We start from the raw sequence: 18,651 nt of genomic DNA, 5'->3' as shown, positions 1-18,651 counted from the left end.
ACACTGATATTGATTTTCCTGACGTAACAGCAGGCTAGGTTGTACTAATTAACGGTCGTCTGAAATTAACTATCGCTGAAGATGACTTCGATTTTTGTTCTCGATGGGACCTCATTACAGAGGTCCAATTTTGCTAGTTAAGGCGTTTTCGCGCCTCGTCTGTTGGCGCGGTCAAGCAGTTTAAAAGGCCTTTGTTCATCCGGTGAGCGCTTACCACGTAACGGGCATAATGATTTCGTACCTCTTGATCTGTGAGATCAACCTTATTAGATTTGATGGGTTATCGTTCTAATAGTCCCGATGTTATTGTTTGTCTCAAGCATTAATGAATTTATGATGAGATAACTATATGAAAAATGTTGGTTCTATTCGGGTGCGCACTAAAAAAATTCATGTGATCATATGCGGTCGAGAAAATGAACGCCATTACCAAAACTGATAGCCGAACCCACAAAAATACCTTGGTAAAATTAAGCAGTGACCCTGTGTCACGTAAAGCTGTAGTTGAATTGAAAGCTGAAGAAATTCATGACTTTTACAGAGTTGATGATATTGGACATGTTGTTCCAGATTTAAAAAATACCAAACGCAGTAACCTTAACTGGTGATTTATTATTATTTTTCCGAGAGATACCGTTAAGAAATCTAACAAGGATGCGCCTAAGTGAGAATCTTAGGAGTGTGTCTGGGCTTTTCATATGCATCCACTAATTAGGAGCAAGAAAGTGACACTTGATCATCCTATTTTCGCACGCTGGCCGGCGCGGCATCCCGATCGGTTGCAGCTCTTTTCCCTACCGACACCCAATGGGGTGAAGATCGGCATCATGCTTGAGGAAACCGGCCTCACCTACGAAGCACATCGAATCGACATCATGGCAGACGAAAGTCGCGAGCCAGCCTTTCTCGCGCTCAACCCCAACGGCAAGATTCCCGCAATCTACGACCCTGATGGGCCGAGCGGTGCGCCGCTTGCGCTGTTCGAGTCGGGTGCAATCCTCCTCTATCTTGCCGACAAGACAGGACGATTTATCTCGTCCGATCCGAACACCCGCTACGAAACGATCCAGTGGGTGATGTGGCAGATGGGCGGAGTCGGGCCGATGTTCGGCCAAGTCGGCTTCTTTAATAAGTTCGCCGGCAAAGACTATAAGGACAAGCGCCCGCGCGACCGCTACGCAACCGAATCGGTGCGGCTGCTTGGCGTCCTTGACAACCGGCTCGCAGGTCGTGACTGGGTGATGGGAGCTGATTACAGTATTGCCGATATTTCGCTGCTCGGCTGGGTGCGCAACCTGATCGGCTTTTACGAAGCACGCGAGCTCGTCGGCTTCGACCGCTTTCTTCATGTTCAAGCATGGTTCAACCGTGGCCTTGCGCGTCCGGCGGTGCAGCGCGGGCTAGAAGTGACGGCAACTAACCGAGGAGAATAAATGATGAAGATCGTCGTAATTGGCTTCGTAAAATCATCGGGATTGTTCGCATGAACATCCTCCATATTGATTGCAGTTCACGCCCTGAATCGCACAGCCGCCGGCTTTCAGCGGCTATCGTCAAAAAGCTCCTTGAGGTTGCGCCCGGTGCGAGCATCAGCCGGCGAGACTTTGCCTCTGCCCCCCTGCCACACGCTTCGCCTGACTACGAAACTGCACTGTCGTCGCCGGCGACTTTGGCGGCCCCGCCGAGGGGCGCGTTGGAGCTTTCCGAGGTGCTTATTCAGGAAGTCGAAGCGGCAGATGTAATTGTCATCGGAACGCCCATGAATAACTTAACCGTTCCGTCGGTCCTCAAGGCGTGGATCGACCAAATCCTTCGCGCTGGTCGCACGTTCATGTCGACGCCGTCCGGGAAGGTGGGAATGTTCCGGGATCGTCCCGTGTTTATCGGCATCGCTTCCGGTGGCGTCTTTACCGGGGACCGAGCCAACCAGCCCGATTTTCTCACACCGTATCTGTCGGTGGTGCTGGGCAGCATTGGGCTGAAAACCCTGCAATTCCTCTCCGTGCAGGCCACTGCATTTCTCGACCGGGACCAGGCCACATTAGCGAGGGACAAAGCACTTGCGACGACCGACTTCATGGTCATGGGAGAGGGGCATCTCTATGATTGAAATCACTGCTGACATGGAGGCGATTATCAAGCAGGCGATACTGTCGTTCGTCGCGACAGTCAACGAAGACGGAACGCCTAATCTGTCACCGAAGGCGTCTTTGACGGTCACGAATGGCGTTCTCTACTTTGCCGATATTGCATCGCCCCAGACGATACTGAATCTGAAGCGCAATCCTGCTGTAGAAATTAACGTAGTCGACATCTTCCAGAGGCGTGGTTATCGATTTAAGGGCCGTGCGTTGATACTTCCGGCAAATGCTGACGAGTCCTTGGCGATCGCCAACTGGGTTCGAACGGCGAATGGTCCAGAGTACCCTGTCGATCACATTGTCAAAATCGAAACCATCTCGATCTCTCCGTTGCTGTCTCCTGCCCATGTCCTGGCCGACCCCCCTCGAAGTCAGGACGAAATCACCAGCACCTACTATCAAAAGTACGGTGTGAAACCCATCGGGGCATAGGTGCAGGGTCCGCCAAGAGCCGAAGACCAACCAGCCACGTCTGCGCCTCCGTCGCATGCAGCAGCGAAGCGGCCATTCGTATTTCAGGAGGGCTCTATGCAATCAGTCGAGATCCAAACCATTGAAGACAAGGATTTTGATAGTTGGCTTTTGGCTTCCGCTGTGGCAGGTTGTTCTTCTACGTTGTCGTCAAGCAAGCCCGAGTTCGCGAATTGCGTATTCGCGTAGCTGATTTTTTTTGATTTGCCCGGATACGCTCTGGCATTGCACCAAGCTGCCGCGGTGTTCAGATTGCCAGCTGGTCGTTAGAAGTACACAATCGAGTCCATCAACGACACGCTAGGCTATGGAAACCTCGGCCTTTCAATGATTTAGAGGATGAGTCATGATCCCGTCCGCTGCGCCATATTCGGTAACCTGGAACACTGAACGCCAGGTCACCACAGAAAGCCCGCTTAATCGCGGGCTTTTCTTTGTCCGAAATATGGCAAAAAATCGCGATTTAAACTTTTTTTAAATAAATTGCATTTAAATCAAGACATTACGATTTTTTGGTGTATGATGCGCCCACACCGAAACGAAGGGTGATTAGCTCAGCTGGGAGAGCATCTGCCTTACAAGCAGAGGGTCGGCGGTTCGATCCCGTCATCACCCACCATTCGCTTCACGTGTTACGCGCAGCGGTAGTTCAGTCGGTTAGAATACCGGCCTGTCACGCCGGGGGTCGCGGGTTCGAGTCCCGTCCGCTGCGCCATATTCGGCAACCTGGAACACTGAACGCCAGGTCGCTACAAGAAGCCCGCTCATTGAGCGGGCTTTTTTTTGCTCGGATTTTCTGCCTACGGGGTCGCCTCCCGTTTCTGTCGCACCTGCGCCATGCGCACCCACACTTCCCGGTGCCCGGGTATCCTTTTGAAAGCTGGGGTTGTACAGATTGGAACGGTCCGCTTATTTGCTCTTCTTTTTCTTTTCGGCGCGTGTGGCCAGGTGCTCGAAGCAAAACGCGGCGGTGCCGAAGAGCGCAATCATTGTCAGGACGACCATGCCTAAAGTTGAACTTTCCACGATGATTTCCTACGGGTGTTGGGGTAGGAAGTGACGGTAGAGTGCGCGGGCTGGGTTGCTCAAGCGAGACGACGTAATCGTTATGCGAGTGGAGCGATCCATACGCATTCTTTACGGGATGAGCGCAGACGGCCTGTGTAGGCGCTGGTTTGCCAGCGATGGCGGTGTCTCTGACTGACCGCCATCGCCGGCAAACCGGCTCCTACAGATTACGGCTGTGACGGTAGTCGCTGACCGCTTCGTAGACCGCTTTACGCAGGCGGTTGATCCCGCCGATGGGGCGGTGCGCTTGCAAGCCAAACCACGGGTTGAACGACTGGTTGTCGCACGCCAGGTTCAGCGCTGGCGTATCAAAATCCTGCGGCGGGATCTTCACCTTGGCCACGGTTTCATACGCCGCGTCGCTTTCCTTCCATTCGATGCTGGTGTCTTCGATCGGCATGAATTTCTGCGGATTCTGCCGTTGGATCTGCAGCACGAAACACGCCGGCACGCGGTCGGTGGAAAGCTGTTGATTCAGGGCGCTGCGCAGGAAGTTCGGCAGATCCTGGTTCTGTTTGGGCAGGACGTACTCCGGGCAGCTTTGCGGGTCGGGCGCGACACGGAACTTGGCATTGGCCGTGCCGAACTTGTAGGGCGAAACCGAAAAGTACGTGGTCTGCGTCGGGCTGGCCGGCGCGGGGGCCAGGGTTGCCAAGGCGATGAATAAGTGCCGCACCTGCCAGCTGCGTGGATCAAGCTTGGGGAAGAACGCCAGGACCTTCTTGCCGTCGGCCTGGGCGCCGATGTTTTGCGCGTACTCCGCCACGTCGCTGACAAAGAAGTTCGGGTGGCTGAACATCACGAAGTCCTGCTCCGTGCGCGCTTGTTGGTCGGCCATCAGTTGTTTGCCCGGTACATCGAGCAACTTGATCGCCATGCCCCGTGCATCGCGGATGCTGTCGAATTGCGGGTAGGCGTTACCGTTGGACAGCCGCATCATCGCTTGCCAGGTCTTGCCTGGCTCGGCGAACACACCCTGGCGCAATGCGGGGTCGAGGTCTGCCAGCACACTGACTTCTGCCTTCACGCAACCATGGGCCTTGGCGTGGGCATCACGCAGGTAGCGCGTGCCCTCGCGGTGCTGGTCGACGATGCGCACAGCGGTCTGGATGATGCCTTGGGTCATCGCCGCTTCGCCGGCCGGGATCTGCTCGTTGGGCGACACCGGGCCGCTGTGTTGCCAGGCAAACCAGGCCGTGGCGGCCAGCCAGCCAAGCAACCCGAGGCCGACCAGCCACAGCAGGGTTTTACCGAGAAACCGGCCCAGGCGCAGCCAGAGGCGGGCCAGAAGAGAGCGTTCGTTGTATTGCGATCGGATAATCATGGCAGTTGTTGCTCCAGCGGGCCGCCCAGCACTTTGAGGTATTCCAGCAGCGCCCAGCGCTCCTGCGGTAGCAGGCCACGGCCGATGACGCCGTTGCCCCGTTGGCCGGCGCGGAATTCATGGCCGCTGTTGTGGTTGCCGGTGATTTTGGTGTCGAACAGGAAGGCGTTCTTGAACGCGGCGGTCTGGAAGCCCAGGTGGCGCGGGTCGTAGTCGAACGTGCCTTTATAGAAGGTGGTGCTGCGCTCGTCCTGGGGCGAGAGCAATTGGTAGATCGTCGGCACCGAACCGTTGTGCAGGAACGGCGGGGTCGCCCAGACACCCGCCAACGGGCGGGCCTTGTAGGCGCGCAGTTCACGCACGCCGATGGGCAGGCCGTAGCCGTCCAGGCGCGGGCGTTCGGCCGGGGTCACGCCGGCGGCGCGGTAGGCGTGGTCTTCGACGAACGCGGTGACGTAGGCGAGGCCCTTGGCCACCGACATTTTCTTCAGGTCCAACGGCTCGGTCGGGGTGGGGTGCAGCTCGACATTGAGCTTGGCCAATTCGGCCGGGTCCCACTGCAATGCGCTCAGGTCATAGCGTTGGTCGGCAATGTTGCTGGCGGTGCCGGGGTCGGTGCCGATGTAGTCCACTGGCAGCATTTTCAGTTGCTGCACCGGGCGGCCATTTTCCTGGGTAACGGTAGGCACGTGGCAACCGGCACAGTTCTCGGCGAACAGGGCGCGACCGTGAGCGGCCAGCGGCTTGTCGATGGCACCGAACAAGTCTTCGGGCCAGGTCGGCGGCTTGAGGCGTTGCAGGGTTTCTTCGATCAGGTTGAGGTCACGTACCCGAACGCTGGAGGGGTAGCGCGCATCGCCTTGCAACGGTTGGCCGGCGCCGTCGAAGAACTGCAGCGTGGCGCCCACGCCGAGGGCTTCACCGATATTGCGCGCCATGGGCTGCTGGGCCGAGCCGTTCCACTGCACCCAGTCGAAGGTCCAGATGTCCCACAAATGCGGGTAGTCCACTGGCGCGTTGGCGACACGGTAGTTGTCCGGGGAAATGGCGTCGCCGAAGCTGGCGTTGGCGATTCGGCCAAACGCGTCGGTGCGGCCCGGGCCTTCTTCGGTGGGGTAAAGGCCGCGGTGGGTGTCGTTCCAGGCGACTTTGAGGAACTGGTTCAGCGATTGCTTGAAGTCCTGGCGCAGCTGTTTTTTGCTGTCATCGTCGTAACCTGCGCCGAGCACCGTGCGTGCAAAACGCTCGAACTTCCACGGGTTGTAATAGGTGGCTGCAAGGCTGGCCACCAGCGCCTGGCCAAAACTGCCGCCGCGCAGGGTCGGCACGCTGGAAGACAGCACATGCTGGGCCGAGCCGCCGTCAATGCGCAGGGCCTGGTCTTTGTAGTGCAGCTCACCGGTATGGCAGGCGGCGCAGGTGATATCAAGGTACTCGGCGGGGCTGCCGGCGTTCTGGTGCCGGGCGAAGCCGACGGGCAGGTTGCCGGGGTTCTGCGTGGTAGGGACTTGCTTGGGGTCGACCAAAAAACCGAAGCGTGCGAGGTATTCCGGCGTGGCAAAACGCGCGTCGGAAAACGGCAGTTCGAGGGCGGTGAACCAGTCGTAATGCAGGCCTTTTACCTGGGTGCCCTGGGGCGTGAAGTAGTAGGTCTGGCGGTCGGCGGCGCTCCATTGATCCTGGTAGTGCACCTGCTTCACGGGCACGTAGTCGGGGAGCCTGGGGTTCACGGTGTAATAGAGCACCACGGCCAGGGCGATGCCCACCAGGATGAATATCAGGAGTAAAACACGGGAAAAAATGCGCAAGATAACTATCCTTGTCGAGTTGTAGCGTTGTTATGCCATCACGTCACAAGTGCGGCAAGTGGCCATGAGCCTGGTGGCGTGTGGTCCCGCGATCCGTCGCGGGCCTCCATAATGAATGAAAATGCTTTTAAACACGTGAACTTATCGGAAGTTTCCTGCTCACATGCCGGTAGCCATTGGTCGTGGCCGCCTGATAAGCTCGCGACTTTATTCGAATGCCCTATTGGCGCATGAACAAGGAAATAGCATGAAACAGCATCGGTTGGCGGCGGCGGTGGCCCTGGTTAGCCTGGTACTTGCGGGTTGTGATTCGCAGACCAGCGTAGAGCTGAAAACCCCGGCGCAAAAAGCTTCCTACGGCATCGGCCTGAACATGGGCAAAAGCCTTGCTCAAGAAGGCATGGATGACCTGGACTCCAAAGCGGTAGCCCAAGGCATCGAAGATGCCGTCGGCAAGAAAGAACAGAAGCTGAAAGACGAAGAACTGGTTGAAGCGTTTGCCGCACTGCAAAAGCGTGCTGAAGAACGCATGACCAAGATGAGCGAAGAGTCGGCAGCGGCCGGCAAGAAATTCCTCGAAGACAACGCCAAGAAAGACGGCGTCGTCACCACTGCTTCCGGTCTGCAGTACAAGATCGTGAAGAAATCCGATGGCGCGCAGCCTAAGCCAACCGACGTCGTGACTGTTCACTACACCGGCAAGCTCACCAACGGCACCACCTTTGACAGCTCCGAAGACCGTGGCAGCCCGATTGACCTGCCGGTCAGCGGTGTGATCCCAGGTTGGGTCGAAGGCCTGCAACTGATGCACGTCGGTGAAGAAGCCGAACTGTACATCCCGTCTGACCTGGCCTACGGTGCCCAGAGCCCGAGCCCGGCGATCCCTGCCAACTCGGTACTGGTGTTCAACCTGAAGCTGCTGGCCATCAAGGACCCAGCCAAGGCTGACGCACCTGAAGCACCTGCTGCCCCGGCCGCCAAGAAGTAATAGGCGCCTTGAGCACCCACAACGCCCCGTTTCGACGGGGCGTTGTCGTTTCTGTAGTGAGCGGGCTTGCCCCGCGCCAGAGGCGACTCTGCCCGAATGTGACCGCCGCGGTGTTTCAGTAAGGCCCAGTCCCTGGATTTGGATCGGAGTCGCCCCCTGGCGCGGGGCAAGCCCGCTCACTACAGATCCAAACGAACGTCCGTGGCCGGTAACAGTCTGATATAAGACTCGAGCACGGGTAGTCGTAGATCAGCGCCAAGTCAATGAAATCTTGGGTTTTTTTATGTGCGCAAAAAATGCCCGATCTGACTGCAAGCCTTGTAGATCGTGGCTTTCAGCCGGAAAAACCGGCTCTGTTCACAAGGTTATCCACAATTTGTGTGGATAACATTTTATGTCGCCTGGAACGGGAGTGACGATGAAAGCACCCTTCAATTTCACCCGCTTTCTGCCCATGGCCGCGCGCCTGCTCGGGCGTGGGCGTCTGCCGACCCTGCTGTTCGCGGTCGCCGCCAAAGGCTCAAGCCAGGGTAACCGGCTGGGCAAGCTCAAGGACGATCTCAAGCTGCTCCAGGCCCTGTGCCTGGCCTACTGGCGCGGCGAGTACCGGGCGATCAGCCCCAAGGCGCTGATTTCGGTGGTGGCGGCGCTGATGTATTTCTTGAGCCCGATTGATGCGATCCCGGACTTCATCCCGGTGTTCGGCATGCTCGACGACATCGCGGTGCTGGCCTGGGTCATGAAGACCCTGGACGGCGAACTGAGCGCGTTTCGCGCCTGGCGCGATGCCCTGCGTCCGGAAAAACTGGCGGTGGTTGAACGCTTGCCGGCGACCCCGGCACTGCTGGCAAAGGAAAACCCGCAAAAAAACTGACAACGCGGCTATCCCCCTGCGACCTTTGTGGCTGTTAGGATTACACTTCTAAGGAAAGAACTTACTTAGTAAGTGTTGTTATCCTACGGGGCAGTCATGGATATTCAGATAATTTCACGCAATGGCGAACCCGAATACGCGGTGTTGCCATGGGATCAGTACCAGGCGCTACTAATAGCCGCCGGTCAACCGATACCCACCCAGGCTTCTTCCCCCGCTGTAACCCCCGCTCCCGACAGGGATTTGCGCCCGCTCGCAGACCTGCGCGGCCTGCGTGAAGCCAAGGGGCTGGCCATCGAAGCCTTGGCCCGTACCGTGGGCATCAGCCCCTCCTATCTAGGATTGATTGAAAGTGGTGAGCGCCAGCCGGATGCCGCTATTCGCCGCAGCCTGGCCTGGGAATTGGGCGTTGCAGGTTGGAGGGATGAATCTTGAGCCTACGTATCAGCCGTCAACACTGGGATGGGCTACTCAACGAACTGGACCAGGCGCGCCGCCAGCGCCATCTGCTGACCTACCGTGCACTGCTGGAGCGCCTGCAATTTCCCACGCCGGCCATGCAAACCCTGGCGGCCGCCCTGGAGCATCTGGCGGCGCTGGATGCCAAGGCCGAGCAGCCGCTGCGCAGCTCGCTGGTGATCAGCCAGGGCGCCAGCCGCCTGCCGCGTACTGGCTTCTTTGAGTGTGTGGAGCGCCTGGGGCGCTTCAGCGGGCCTTCCGATGGCGTGGCCGCTGCGTCCTGGCACGCCTCGGAGGTGGTGCGGGTGTTCGAGTACGAGTATCCGGAATCGGCCGAGGCTTAAAGTGCCTGGGACAGCATGTCCAGGCTGTCGATCACATGGATGCTGTAGCCGGCCACGTCCTTGGCATGGTGCTTGGCCTGGGAGGCCAACTCCGCCAATTGGCTGGCATCAAGTTGTCCACAGGCCTGTGGATAGAGGTGCACCACGCCAATCGATAGCGACAACAGGGCAAACTCCTGCCGCACGCCCTGGCGGTTCAATGCCACGAAGCAACCGGCATCGAGGTGTTCGGCGCGGTAGAACCGCCGGCATTGGGTGTGGAAGTCATCCAGCAACTGGTTGAGTCGCTTACGCCAGTCCTGCGGGCCCAGCACCAGCAGAAAGTCATCACCGCCAATGTGCCCGACAAAGTCGCGGCTGGGGTCTACCCGGTCGTTCAGGCACTGCGCCAGGCACAGCAACACTTCATCCCCACGCCCATAGCCGTAGATATCGTTGAACGGCTTGAAGCTGTCGATATCCACGTAGCAGATCACCGACTCGCGCTGTTGTTGCAGCAAACGCGTGAGGCATTGTTGGATCGGTACGTTGCCGGGCAACAAGGTCAGCGGGTTGGCGTAGCGCGCCTGCTGGATCTTCAGTTCGGTGATCAGCTTGAGCACGTCAATCACCCGGCCCAGGCCCAGGTAATCGCCGTTCAAGGTGATGATGAAGTCTTCTTCGATGCGTTGCCGTGCACGGCTGGTGAGCAGGCGGCTGACTTGCTGCAGCGACTGGCTCAGCTCCACGGCAAGAAAGTCATCGCTCATCAGGCGGCTGATCGGCTTGCGCGCGAACAGGTCGGTGGCAAAAGGCTTGAGCAGGGCGTCAGACAGCGAATGGCGGTGCACGATACCTACGGGGTGGCCACGCCCATCCAGCACCGCCAGCGAGTTGAGGTTGGCCTGGCGGCGGAACGATTCCAGTACCTGGGCGGTGGCGGTGTCCTGGTCAACCGCCGGTTGCTCGTTGAGCAGGGCGCTGAGGTCGCTGCCTTCTTCGCTGAGGGCGATGTTGGCGTTATCCGGCTTGGGCAGCATCGCCCGCACTTCCTGCGGAGGGTGTTCCTGGGGACGGCAGAGCAAGTAGCCCTGAACGAGGTCGACGCCCATTTCCGTCAACACCGCCAACTCCTCCGGCAACTCGATACCCTCGGCAATCACCTGGGCGCGAGACGCCTTGGCGATCTGCAGGATAGAGCCGACAAACTCGCGCTTGAGCGCATCCTGATGGATGCCGTCGATAAAGTGCCGGTCGATCTTCACGTAATCCGGGCGCAGTTCCGACCACAAGCGCAGGCTGGAATACCCGGCGCCCAAGTCATCCAGTGCGATCGCAAAGCCCATGTCACGGTAGTGGTGCAGGGCGGTCTGCAGCAGCTCGAAATCGTCGGTCGGTGTCTGTTCGGTGAGCTCGATCACCACCTGGCTGGGTGGAATGCCGAAGTCACGCAGCAATTGCAGCGTGCGGCCCGGTTGATGGGCCGTTTCCATCAGGGATTCCGGCGAGATGTTCAAGAACAGCTTGCCCGGCAGTTTCTGCTCGCTGAAGCGTCGACACGCGCTCTCGCGGCAGGCGATCTCCAGCTCGCTGAGGCGCCCGGCATGGCTGGCCACGGAGAATAGCGCGACGGGGGAGTGCAGCGGGCTGTTGGACGGGCCACGGCTCAAGGCTTCGTAGCCGAGGATGCGCCGTTCGGACAGGCAGATGATCGGTTGGAACAGGCTGTGCAAACTGCCTTGAGCCAGGATTGAGCTCAGGGCCTTCAGCTGTTCGGTCATGGTCATGGCGATCTCGATCGAAAAAAAGGACCGCAGGCTTAACGCCTGCGGTCCTTCATTTCACGACAGAATGATGTCTATATGATGACACTCCGGGGAGCGTTCACATTAAATTGCCATCATTTACTGCTTGGCAACCTGCTTGGAGATCTTGAGGTAGTCCAGCAGGATGCGACCGGTCTCCGCCAGGTAGGCGTCATCTTCCGGCTTGGTTTTTTCCGGCTCGGCCGGCAGTGCATCTTCGTCTTCTTTCTTCAGCTCTTTGAGCGGGTCTTCACCCTTGGCCTTGCGGCGGGTGTTTTCCAGCACAAGCTGCTGATTCTCGATGGAGGTGTGCTGCGCACGACGGTCCGCTTCGTTGAGGCTGACGGTTTTCTCTTCCATCAGCTTCTTAGCCAGCGCCAGTTTGTCGCGGATAAACACGAACTCGGCATCCTTGGCGGAGCGCGCATCATGGTCAGCCTTCAACTGCGCCAGGAACGGTTTGAACGGGTCCGACGCCGGCTTGATCGCAGGACGGATAGTGTCCCACGGCATGGCTTCGGGCAGGGCGCTCTCGCCGATTTCCTTGGTGTCGATGATCGACGGGAAGTCGATGTCCGGCAGTACGCCCTGATGCTGGGTGCTCTGCCCGGAAACCCGGTAGAACTTGGCCAGCGTCAGCTTGAGCTCGCCATGGTTCAGCGGCTGGATGGTCTGCACGGTGCCTTTGCCGAAGGTCTGGCCACCGATGATCAACGCACGGTGATAGTCCTGCATGGCGCCGGCAAAAATCTCCGAAGCCGATGCCGAGAGGCGGTTGACCAGCAACGCCATCGGCCCTTTGTAGAAGGCGCCCGGGTTCTCGTCTTCGAGCACGTCGACACGGCCGTCAGCGTTGCGTACCAACACGGTCGGGCCCTTGTCGATAAACAGGCTGGTCAGCTCGGTGGCTTCTTGCAGGGAACCGCCGCCGTTGTTGCGCAGGTCGATGACCACGCCGTCGACTTTTTCCTTCTGCAGCTCAGTCAGGATTTTCTTCACGTCGCGGGTGGTGGACTTGTAGTCCGGGTCGCCAGCGCGGAAGGCCTTGAAGTCCAGGTAGAAGGCCGGGATTTCAATCACGCCCAGCTTGTAGTCCTTGCCATCCTGCTTGAGGTTGAGGACTTTCTTCTGCACGGCCTGGTCTTCGAGCTTCACCGCTTCACGGGTGATCGACACGATCTTGCTGGTCTGGTCGTTCGGCGCATTGGTGTGCGGAATCACTTCCAGGCGCACCACACTGCCTTTCGGCCCACGGATCAGCTTGACCACTTCGTCCAGGCGCCAGCCGACCACGTCGACCATCTCTTTGTCGGCCTGGGCCACGCCGATGATCTTGTCAGCCGGCGCGACTTGCTTGGTCTTGTCAGCCGGACCTGCCGGCACCAGACGCACAATCTTCACCTGGTCGTTGTCGCTTTGCAGGACGGCACCGATGCCTTCCAGCGACAGACTCATATTGATATCGAAATTTTCCGCGTTATCTGGCGACAGATAATTGGTGTGCGGGTCGTAGGACATCGCGAAGGTGTTGATGTAGGCCTGGAAGATGTCTTCGGCACGGGTCTGGTCCAGGCGCGCAAGCTGGTTCTTGTAGCGCTTGGTCAGCAGTTCCTGGATGGCCTTGGGCTCTTTGCCGGCGATCTTCAGGCGCAGCACTTCGTCCTTGACGCGTTTGCGCCACAGGTCGTCGAGGGCGGCGGTGCTGGTCAGCCAGGGGGCGTCCTTGCGGTCCACCAGAAGGGTTTCCTTCTGGGTGAAGTCGAGCTTGTCGACGCCTTTGTCCAGCTCGGCCAGCGCGAAGTCCAGACGCGCTTTCACGCGGTCCAGGTAGCGCTTGTAGATGGTAAAGCCGGGCTGCAGGTCGCCGCTCTTGAGGAAGTCGTCGAACTGCGTCTTCCACTTGTCGAACTCAGCGATATCGCTGGCCAGGAAGTAGCTGCGCGACGGGTCCAGCAGCTTGAGGTAGCTGTCGTAGATGATCACCGAGCGAGCGTCGTCCAGCGGCGGCTTGCTGTAGTGATGGCGCTTGAGCAACTCGACGACGTTAAGGCTGGCAATCACCTCATCGCGATCCGGCTGAAGGTTGTCCCAGCTGTTGGCTGCGAACGTATTGGTCGACATCGACGCGAAGCCGAGACCAATGAAAAGAGCGAGGGCGGTGCTTGGGAACAAATGCTTCATGCTGATTCGACGCGGGGGCAATTGATAACGCATATTAGGCCGTCTTTGAGGGAGCCGGTTCCATATGGTCCGGTCGCATAATGCAAAAAGCCCGGCGCTACAGCTACGGGCTCAGTCCAGACTCACTATGGAGGCACTGTGAAAGCATTGCAAGGCGTTGACGGTCACGTGGAGTGGTTGGATGAACCCCGTCCTACCTGCGATGTAGGCCAAGTTCGCATTCGTGTGGCGGCTGCGGGCCTCAATCGCGCCGATTTATTACAGCGTGCGGGGCTCTATCCGCCGCCCCCGGGCGCGAGCCACGTGTTGGGCCTGGAGTGTTCCGGGGTGATCAGCGAAGTCGGCCCGGGTTCGTCCTGGCAGGTCGGCGACCGCGTGTGCGCGCTGTTGGCGGGGGGTGGAATGGCCGAAGAGGTGGTGGTGGACGCACGCCACGTACTGCCGGTGCCGGAGGGCTTGTCGCTGGTCGAAGCGGCGGCGCTGCCTGAGGTGTATAGCACCGCGTGGCTCAACCTGTTCCAGCTGGCGGGGCTCAAGCCTGGTGAGAAGGTGTTGTTGCATGCCGGCGCCAGTGGCGTGGGTTCGGCGGCGATCCAGCTGTGCAAGGTGTTTGGCAGCCCGTGCTGGGTCAGTGTCGGCTCGGCAGACCGGCTGGCTTACTGCGAAGCGCTGGGCGCCCAGGGCGGTGTGGTGCGTACCGACGGCATCGAAAGTTTGCGGGATTTCGGGCCGTTCGATGTGATCCTCGACCCGGTCGGCGGTGACTATGCGGCGCTGGACCTCAAGCTGCTGGCCCTCGACGGTCGCTGGGTGCTGATCGGCCTGATGGGCGGCCGCGAGGCCAAGCTGGACCTGGCCCAGGTGCTGGGCAAGCGTGTGCAACTGCTGGGCTCGACCCTGCGCAGCCGCAGCGATCAGTTCAAGGCCGACTTGTTCAGTGACCTCAGCCAGCACGTGTGGCCGCTGTTTGTCGAAGGACGCCTGAGCCCGCAATTGGCCAAGACCTTCCCGATCAAGGACGCCGAGGCGGCGTTTGCGGAGCTGGCGACTAACCAGATTTCAGGGAAACTGGTGTTGGTGATCGATGAGACGCTGACCTGATCTTTAAATTGGAATGCGATCAATGTGGGAGCTGGCTTGCCTGCGATAGCGGTATGTCAGATGAAGAATTCTTCACTGATAGACCGCTATCGCGGGCAAGCCAGCTCCCACAGTTGATTGGGTTTTCAATTCAGCAGGGTGTGATCAGATCCAGTGGTGGATTGGCCAGCCTTCTTGTTCGGCATGGGCACGCAGTACCGGGTCCGGGTTCACCACCTGTGGGTACTCCACCTTGCTCAGCAATGGCAGGTCATTGCGCGAATCCGAATAGAAATACGCGCCCTCCAACGTCTCACCTTCCTGTTCCAGCCATTCCAGCAAACGGGTGATCTTGCCTTCACGGTAAGTCAGTACGCCCACGGTCTGGCCGCTGTACACGCCATGGCTTATTTCCAGGTCAATCCCCAGTACTTCATCGATGCCGATGCGCGCGGCAATCGGCTTGACCAAATGCGTGCCCGACGCCGAAATCACCAGGATCCGGTCGCCATTGGCCCGGTGGCGGGCGATGGTCTTGGTGGCGTCGCTGTAGATCAGCGGCTCGATCACGTCCTCGACCCACGGCTCCACCAGGTGTTCGATTTCTTCCGGTGTGCGGCCAATCATCGGCTCCAGGCTGAAGGTCATGAAATCTTCCATCAGCAGCTTGCCCTGGCTGTAGGCGTCCATCAGTTCGTTGTTCTTGCGCATGAACGACTCGCGGTCGACCCAGCCCAGGCGGCCCATCTGCTCGCTCCACAGGGTGGCGCAGTCACCGTGGATGAGGGTGTCGTCCAGATCAAAAATTACCAATGCCATCGGTCACGCTCTCTCAATCAATCGTTGCATCAGGCTACTTCACACAGGGCACTTGGGTCGATGGACAGTGCCAGGCGTTGCCCGTCCGGGTGCAGGTCGTCGGCCGAACGGTTGAGCACGTCCACCACCAGTTCCACGCCGCGTGCCTCGATGCGGTAGCGGATCACGTTGCCCAGCAGGCTGTGGCTGCGCACCAGCGCGTCGAGTTCGCCGCTGCGGCTCAGCTCGATGGCTTCCGGGCGAATGGCGATGCGGCTGTTGATCGGGCGTTGCAGCAGTTGGGTGGCCTTGTCGGCGTCCAGCAGGTTGTAGTTGCCGATAAAGCCCGCCGCGAACACATCGACCGGCGCGGTGTAGAGGGTTTCGGCGTCGCCGCTCTGCACGATCTTGCCCTGGTTCATCAGGAAGATGCGGTCGGACATGGTCAGGGCTTCTTCCTGGTCATGGGTCACGAAGATGGTGGTCAGCCCCAGCTCGCGCTGGATGTGGCGGATCTGTTCGCGCAGGTGCTTGCGAATCCGTGCATCGAGTGCCGACAGTGGTTCATCGAGCAGCAGCAGGCGTGGGCGGGTGACCAGCGAGCGGGCCAGGGCCACGCGCTGGCATTGGCCACCGGACATCTGGTGCGGGTAGCGGCCGGCCAGGTCCTTGAGTTCGACCAGTTGCAGCACTTCCTGCACGCGCTTGTGGCTGTCGTCGGCGTTGACCTTCTGCATGCGCAGGCCGAAGGCGACGTTCTGTTCCACGGTCATGTTGGGGAACAGCGCATAGCTCTGGAACACCATGCCGATGTGTCGTTTCTGCGGGCTCAGCGGGACGATGTCCTGGCCATCCAGCAGGATTTTGCCGCTGTCCACCGGCGTGAGGCCGGCGATGCAGCGCAGCAGGGTGGACTTGCCGCAACCGGACGGGCCGAGCAGCGTGACGAATTCGCCCTTGCCGATTTCGCAGTTGATGTCGCTGAACACCGGGGTGCCGGCGTAGCCTTTTTGCAAATGTTGGACGCTGACGAAGCTCATTGGCTTTTGTCCTTGTTCAAGATATTGGCGGCCCAGGTCAGCACCAGCACAAAGAAGAAATAGGAAATGACGACGGCACTGGTGAAGTGGCCGCTGCTGTTGCGCATGTTGTTGAGGTACACCTGCAGGGTTTCGTAGCGGGTGCCTACCAGGATGTTGGCGAACACGAACTCGCCGAACAGGAACGAGAATGAGAGCAGCAGTGCAACCATCAGGCCTTTGCGCAGGTTCGGCAGTACCACCAGGATCGCGGCCTGCCAGGTGCTGGCGCCGAGCAGTTGGGAGGCGTCCATCAGGTCGCGCAGGTTGATGGCTTGCAGGTTGTTGGTGATCGCGCGGTACATGAACGGCAGTGCCACGGTGAAGTAGCAACCGATCAATATCCACGGCGTGCCCACCATCGCCAGTGGCCCGGAGCCGTAGAGTTGCAGCAGGCCTACCGACGACACCACCGGCGGCACCGCGAAGGGCAGCAGGATCAGGATGTTCATCAGGGCGTCGAGCCGGGGGAAGTGGTAATGCACCACGAACAGCAACGGCAGGATCAGCACCACCGACAGGATCAGCGCGCCGACGCACACCAGCAGCGACTGGCCGAAGGCGGCCAGGAAGCGCGGGTCGTTCCACAGTTGCACATACCATTTCACGGTAAAGCCGGCCGGCAGCACGGTGGCCGACCAACTGCTGGCAATGGAGTAAACGAAGGTGCCCAACAGCGGCAGTACCAGGATCAGGAACAACAGATACACCACTACCCGATGGTAGAGGGTGGCCGGGCCGGCTTCAGCGCGAGACATGGTAGCTCCTCTTGAGCAGCAGTTGATGGACCACGGTGACCACGGTCATCAGCGCCACCAGCACCACGGCCAGGGCGCTGGCCATGTTCGGGTCAAGGGACACGTCGCCGGAGACCAGGCCCGCGATGCGGATCGGCAGTACGTTGAAATTGCCGGTGGTCAGTGCATACACCGTGGCGTAGGCGCCCAGCGCGTTGGCCAGCAGGATCACGAAGGTGCCCAGCAGCGCCGGCGTGAGCACCGGCAAGCCGATATGCCGCCAGAACTGCCAGCCATTGGCGCCCAGCAGGGCAGCCGACTCGCGCCAGTCTTCACGCAGTGCGTCGAAGGCGGGGTAGAGCAGCAGCACGCCGAGGGGAATCTGGAAATAGGTGTAGAGGATGATCAAGCCGGTTTTGGAATACAGGTTGAAGTCCTGGATGATCCCGGCCTGCTTGAGCATCAGGGTGATGCTGCCGTTGAAACCCAGCAGGATGATGAACGCAAACGCCAAGGGCACGCCGGCAAAGTTGCTGGTCATGTTGGCGAAGGCGGTGACGAAATTGCGCAGCGGCGAATCCACCCGACGCAAGGAGTAGCTGCCCAGCGTGGCGATGATGATGCCGAAGACGCTGGAGTAGAAGCTGATCTCCAGGCTGAACTGGATGGCTTGCAGGTAGAACTTCGAGCTGAAGATACGCGTGAAGTTTTCCAGGCCCCAACCGGCTTCCTCGGTTTGCAGGCTGTTGATCAGCACCCACACCAGCGGGGCAATTTCGAACACGATGAAGAACAGCGCGAACGGCACCAGGCACAGCAGTGCCAGCCATTTACCACGGGTCATTTCAACAGCTCCCGGCATACAGGTTTGTCGTGGGGCACACCCAGCAGTTCGCAGACGGTGCCGCACAACTCGGTCTGTTTGGGCGCGGCATTCGCATCCAGACTGAAGGCATCGCCAAGGACGAACAACGGCACTTCGCGCTCTTCCGGCAGCAGGCCGTTGTGGGAGCGGTCGTTGTTCATGCCGTGGTCGGCCGTCACCAGCACCTGGTAGCCGGCGTCGAGCCAGCCTTGCAGGTAGTCGGCCAGGATGATGTCGGCCGAGCGTGCGCTGTTGCGGTACTGCGGTGTGTCGAGGCCGTGCTTGTGCCCGGCGTCGTCGATGTTCATCGGGTGCACCACCAGAAAGTTCGGCGCGTGTTTGAGGCGCAGGCTTTCGGCGTCGGCGAACAGGTGGGAATCGGGGTAGTGGTCATTCCAGTAGAAATGCCCGTGCTGGATCGCCAGCGCCTTGTCGTCGGTATGACGATCACGGGCGGCGATAAAGGGCGTGCGGTTATACAACTCGCTGACCCAGTGGTAGGCCGCCGCCGCTGTGGTGAGGCCGGCGTCGGTGGCGTAATGGAAAATGCTGCGTTGGTTGGACAGACGCGAAACATGGTTGTGCACGATACCGCTCTGGATCGGTGGTACGCCGGTCAGGATGCATTCATACAACGGGCGGGACAGGGC

Annotated in this window: 18 protein-coding genes and 2 tRNA genes; 11 read left to right on the top strand and 9 right to left on the bottom strand. The window is 59.4% G+C overall.

Translation table 11 applies throughout. The annotated features are described in order from the left end of the window. The first annotated feature begins 416 nt into the window (after positions 1 to 416). From HX803_RS17505 to HX803_RS17480, 6 genes are all read left to right on the top strand, one after another. Complete coding sequence (locus HX803_RS17505; protein ID WP_152514710.1) at positions 417 to 608, top strand: hypothetical protein; 192 nt, start codon at positions 417 to 419, stop codon at positions 606 to 608. Between the two features lie 90 nt (positions 609 to 698). After that, complete coding sequence (locus HX803_RS17500; RefSeq protein WP_020372652.1) at positions 699 to 1,433, top strand: glutathione S-transferase N-terminal domain-containing protein; 735 nt, start codon at positions 699 to 701, stop codon at positions 1,431 to 1,433. Between the two features lie 50 nt (positions 1,434 to 1,483). Continuing rightward, on the top strand, positions 1,484 to 2,110 hold the full coding sequence (locus HX803_RS17495; RefSeq protein ID WP_016978177.1) for an FMN-dependent NADH-azoreductase: 627 nt from the start codon (positions 1,484 to 1,486) through the stop codon (positions 2,108 to 2,110). Beyond that, on the top strand, positions 2,103 to 2,573 hold the full coding sequence (locus HX803_RS17490; RefSeq protein ID WP_016978176.1) for a pyridoxamine 5'-phosphate oxidase family protein: 471 nt from the start codon (positions 2,103 to 2,105) through the stop codon (positions 2,571 to 2,573). Before HX803_RS17495 ends, HX803_RS17490 begins: the two co-directional genes overlap by 8 nt. A 582-nt stretch (positions 2,574 to 3,155) precedes the next feature. Then, positions 3,156 to 3,231, top strand: a tRNA-Val gene (locus HX803_RS17485). 19 nt (positions 3,232 to 3,250) lie between these two features. Next, a tRNA-Asp gene (locus HX803_RS17480) sits at positions 3,251 to 3,327 on the top strand. A 513-nt stretch (positions 3,328 to 3,840) separates the two neighbouring features. Here the strand turns inward: HX803_RS17480 and HX803_RS17475 are convergent. Both HX803_RS17475 and HX803_RS17470 read right to left on the bottom strand, forming a co-directional pair. Next, the gene (locus tag HX803_RS17475; protein ID WP_178922116.1) at positions 3,841 to 5,004 is read right to left on the bottom strand and encodes a catalase family protein; all 1,164 of its coding nucleotides are present in this window, start codon (positions 5,002 to 5,004) and stop codon (positions 3,841 to 3,843) included. Next, entirely contained in the window at positions 5,001 to 6,812 is a 1,812-nt protein-coding gene (locus HX803_RS17470) for a di-heme-cytochrome C peroxidase (protein WP_178922114.1), read from the bottom strand. Before HX803_RS17470 ends, HX803_RS17475 begins: the two co-directional genes overlap by 4 nt. A 247-nt stretch (positions 6,813 to 7,059) precedes the next feature. On the opposite strand from HX803_RS17470, the gene HX803_RS17465 reads away from it, so the two are divergent. The 4 genes from HX803_RS17465 to HX803_RS17450 all read left to right on the top strand — a co-directional run bounded on the left by HX803_RS17465 (position 7,060) and on the right by HX803_RS17450 (position 9,477). After that, positions 7,060 to 7,800, top strand: a complete 741-nt coding sequence (locus tag HX803_RS17465; protein WP_176996429.1) for an FKBP-type peptidyl-prolyl cis-trans isomerase — start codon at positions 7,060 to 7,062, stop codon at positions 7,798 to 7,800. A 418-nt stretch (positions 7,801 to 8,218) separates the two neighbouring features. After that, positions 8,219 to 8,674, top strand: coding sequence for a YkvA family protein (locus HX803_RS17460; protein WP_178922112.1), 456 nt, complete (start codon positions 8,219 to 8,221; stop codon positions 8,672 to 8,674). A 96-nt stretch (positions 8,675 to 8,770) separates the two neighbouring features. Beyond that, positions 8,771 to 9,109 carry a helix-turn-helix transcriptional regulator gene (locus tag HX803_RS17455; RefSeq protein ID WP_178922110.1) on the top strand — a complete coding sequence of 113 codons (339 nt, stop codon included), beginning with the start codon at positions 8,771 to 8,773 and terminating at the stop codon, positions 9,107 to 9,109. Then, positions 9,106 to 9,477, top strand: coding sequence for a hypothetical protein (locus HX803_RS17450; RefSeq protein WP_005786715.1), 372 nt, complete (start codon positions 9,106 to 9,108; stop codon positions 9,475 to 9,477). Before HX803_RS17455 ends, HX803_RS17450 begins: the two co-directional genes overlap by 4 nt. Here HX803_RS17450 and HX803_RS17445 read toward each other — a convergent pair. Together HX803_RS17445 and HX803_RS17440 are read right to left on the bottom strand one after the other, a co-directional pair. After that, positions 9,474 to 11,243: a bifunctional diguanylate cyclase/phosphodiesterase gene (locus tag HX803_RS17445; RefSeq protein ID WP_178922108.1), complete on the bottom strand. Its 1,770-nt coding sequence runs from the start codon at positions 11,241 to 11,243 to the stop codon at positions 9,474 to 9,476. The genes HX803_RS17450 and HX803_RS17445 overlap by 4 nt on opposite strands. A gap of 117 nt (positions 11,244 to 11,360) precedes the next feature. After that, positions 11,361 to 13,442, bottom strand: a complete 2,082-nt coding sequence (locus tag HX803_RS17440; RefSeq protein ID WP_178922106.1) for a carboxy terminal-processing peptidase — start codon at positions 13,440 to 13,442, stop codon at positions 11,361 to 11,363. A gap of 138 nt (positions 13,443 to 13,580) precedes the next feature. Here HX803_RS17440 and HX803_RS17435 point away from each other — a divergent pair, with 138 nt between their 5' ends. Next, entirely contained in the window at positions 13,581 to 14,543 is a 963-nt protein-coding gene (locus HX803_RS17435) for a zinc-binding dehydrogenase (protein WP_178922104.1), read from the top strand. A 144-nt stretch (positions 14,544 to 14,687) separates the two neighbouring features. On the opposite strand, the gene HX803_RS17430 is transcribed toward HX803_RS17435, so the two are convergent. The 5 genes from HX803_RS17430 to HX803_RS17410 form a co-directional block, all read right to left on the bottom strand. Further along, positions 14,688 to 15,341: an HAD family phosphatase gene (locus HX803_RS17430; RefSeq protein ID WP_178922100.1), complete on the bottom strand. Its 654-nt coding sequence runs from the start codon at positions 15,339 to 15,341 to the stop codon at positions 14,688 to 14,690. Positions 15,342 to 15,370: 29 nt separating this feature from the next. Further along, complete coding sequence (locus HX803_RS17425) at positions 15,371 to 16,360, bottom strand: ABC transporter ATP-binding protein (protein WP_178922098.1); 990 nt, start codon at positions 16,358 to 16,360, stop codon at positions 15,371 to 15,373. Then, positions 16,357 to 17,157 (bottom strand): ABC transporter permease, encoded by an 801-nt coding sequence (locus HX803_RS17420; RefSeq protein WP_178922096.1) that lies wholly within the window; start codon positions 17,155 to 17,157, stop codon positions 16,357 to 16,359. Before HX803_RS17420 ends, HX803_RS17425 begins: the two co-directional genes overlap by 4 nt. Further along, entirely contained in the window at positions 17,144 to 17,980 is an 837-nt protein-coding gene (locus HX803_RS17415) for an ABC transporter permease (protein WP_371319350.1), read from the bottom strand. Before HX803_RS17415 ends, HX803_RS17420 begins: the two co-directional genes overlap by 14 nt. Next, the coding region (locus tag HX803_RS17410) for an alkaline phosphatase family protein (RefSeq protein WP_178922094.1) at positions 17,977 to 18,651 on the bottom strand (675 nt) is incomplete at its 5' end. The genes HX803_RS17410 and HX803_RS17415, both read right to left, overlap by 4 nt.

The sequence above is a fragment of the Pseudomonas sp. P7548 genome (genome assembly GCF_013386585.1).
In the GTDB taxonomy this organism is placed as follows: domain Bacteria; phylum Pseudomonadota; class Gammaproteobacteria; order Pseudomonadales; family Pseudomonadaceae; genus Aquipseudomonas.
This window is presented reverse-complemented; position numbering and strand designations above follow the sequence as displayed.